This window comes from Burkholderia sp. SIMBA_062 (assembly GCF_046534765.1).
Lineage (GTDB): Bacteria > Pseudomonadota > Gammaproteobacteria > Burkholderiales > Burkholderiaceae > Burkholderia > Burkholderia ambifaria.
Window position 1 is genome coordinate 1 of sequence record NZ_JAWRYD010000492.1, and the last position, 248, is coordinate 248.

General features: G+C 59.3%; 1 protein-coding gene. It reads left to right on the forward strand.

The features are described 5' to 3' along the window. Nucleotides 1-27 precede the first annotated feature (27 nt). Nucleotides 28-248 (forward strand): hypothetical protein (locus SB786_RS37195; protein WP_410731708.1); only part of this gene is annotated, 221 nt, incomplete at its 3' end.

The window sequence follows — 248 nt, forward strand, 5'->3', positions numbered from 1 at the left end:
GTTCGCCTGGGCGAGACGGATCAGTCCGTGGTGGGCTGGTTTGCCGATAGCGTCTCGATGGTCAACAAGAGCAACACCCTGACGACCGACTGGACAGTCCACACCACTGTCGGTGAGGTCGATGGCCTGCGCATGGACGTAGTGTTCCCGCAGGGGCTGTCCAATATCGACGACAAGGATGGCGAGCGGAAAAACCGATCTGTCAGCCTTCAGATGCAGTATCGCAAGACTGGCACCTCCAGCTGGAC